This window comes from Streptomyces sp. NPDC060031 (genome assembly GCF_042736805.1).
In the GTDB taxonomy this organism is placed as follows: domain Bacteria; phylum Actinomycetota; class Actinomycetes; order Streptomycetales; family Streptomycetaceae; genus Streptomyces.
This window is the reverse complement of sequence record NZ_JBHWVM010000213.1, coordinates 1-1,323: the sequence shown is the minus strand read 5'-3', so window position 1 is coordinate 1,323 and position 1,323 is coordinate 1. Positions and strand designations below refer to the sequence as shown.

At 67.3% G+C, this 1,323-nt stretch carries 1 protein-coding gene; it reads left to right on the top strand.

Going from position 1 to position 1,323, the window contains the following annotated elements; genetic code table 11:
• The first annotated feature begins 51 nt into the window (after window positions 1-51).
• A complete protein-coding gene (locus ACFWB8_RS37100) occupies window positions 52-1,323 on the top strand; it encodes an IS256 family transposase (RefSeq protein ID WP_377779156.1) in 1,272 nt (423 codons plus the stop codon).

Below are 1,323 nucleotides of genomic sequence, written 5' to 3'. Positions count from 1 at the left end.
CTGGCCCGGGGCTCGGCCTCGGGCCTGTGGGCCAGGCGGATCGGACGAGTCATGGCAGACAAAAACGAAGCGGCCGCGTCCGTGGCCGGCGACGAGATGATCGACGAGGTGGTCGAGCGACTGCTCGACAGGGCTGACGCCTCGGGAGCGGCCCTGCTCGGTGAGGGCGGGCTCCTGACGGAGATCACCAAGGCCGTTCTGGAGCGGGCCCTGGAAGCCGAGATGAGCGAGCACCTCGGCTACGAACGCGGAGATTCAGCGGGTCACGGCTCGGGGAACTCCCGCAACGGGACCTCGCCCAAGACGGTCCTGACCGATGCCGGAGCGGTCACGCTGGCGGTGCCGCGGGACCGCAACGGCGACTTCGAACCGCGCATGGTCCCCAAGAACGCCCGCCGGCTCGCCGGGTTCAACGACCGGATCCTCTCCCTCTACGCCCGCGGCATGAGCGTGCGCGACATCCGCTCGCATCTGGCGCAGATCTACGGGGTCGAGGTCAGTCCCGATCTGATCAGCAAGGTCACCGACGCGGTGATCGACGAGCTCGTGACCTGGCAGAACAGGCCCCTCGACCCGGTCTGGCCGATCATCTACATCGACGCGTTGTGGGTGAAGATTCGCTCTGGGTCGGTGACGTCGAAACCGGTCTATCTGGCCGTCGGCGTCGACATGGACGGCCGCAAGGACGTCCTGGGTCTGTGGGTCGGAGCCGAGGGCGAGGGCGCGACCACGTGGATGGCTGTGCTGTCCGAGCTGCGGAACCGGGGCATCGAGGACGTCTGCATCGTGGTCTGCGACGGGTTGAAGGGCCTGCCCGACGCGGTCACCGCGACCTGGCCGAAGGCCACCGTCCAGACCTGCGTGATCCACCTGACCAGGGCCTCGCTCAGGCTCTCGTCGGCCCGGGACCACCCGAAGCTGGTGCCGGCCCTGAAGGCCATCTACACGGCGCCGACCGAGCAGGCCGCCGAGCAGGCCCTCGACACATTTGAGTCCTCTGACCTGGGCGAACGCTACCCGGCCATCGTCCGGACCTGGCGATCTGCCTGGCCGGAGTTCACGCCCTACCTGGCGTTCCCCCCGACCATAAGGACGGTGGTCTACTCCACGAACATGGTCGAGTCCATGAACGCCCGCCTCCGCAAGGCCACCCGCAACCGCGGCCACTTCCCCTCGGAACAAGCCGCGTTGAAGGTCCTCTACCTCGCGGTCCGCGAGCAGATCAATCCGAAAGCGCGCGACGCGAACCACGTCGCCGCACACTGGAAAGAGGCACTGAACCAGTTCTCACTCTTCTTCGAGGACCGGCTCAGCATCCAATGA

What these genes read in the sequence shown, in the direction of transcription:
- ACFWB8_RS37100 (WP_377779156.1), top strand. Translation starts at nt 52, where the DNA reads ATGGCAGACAAAAACGAAGCGGCCGCGTCCGTGGCCGGCGACGAGATG.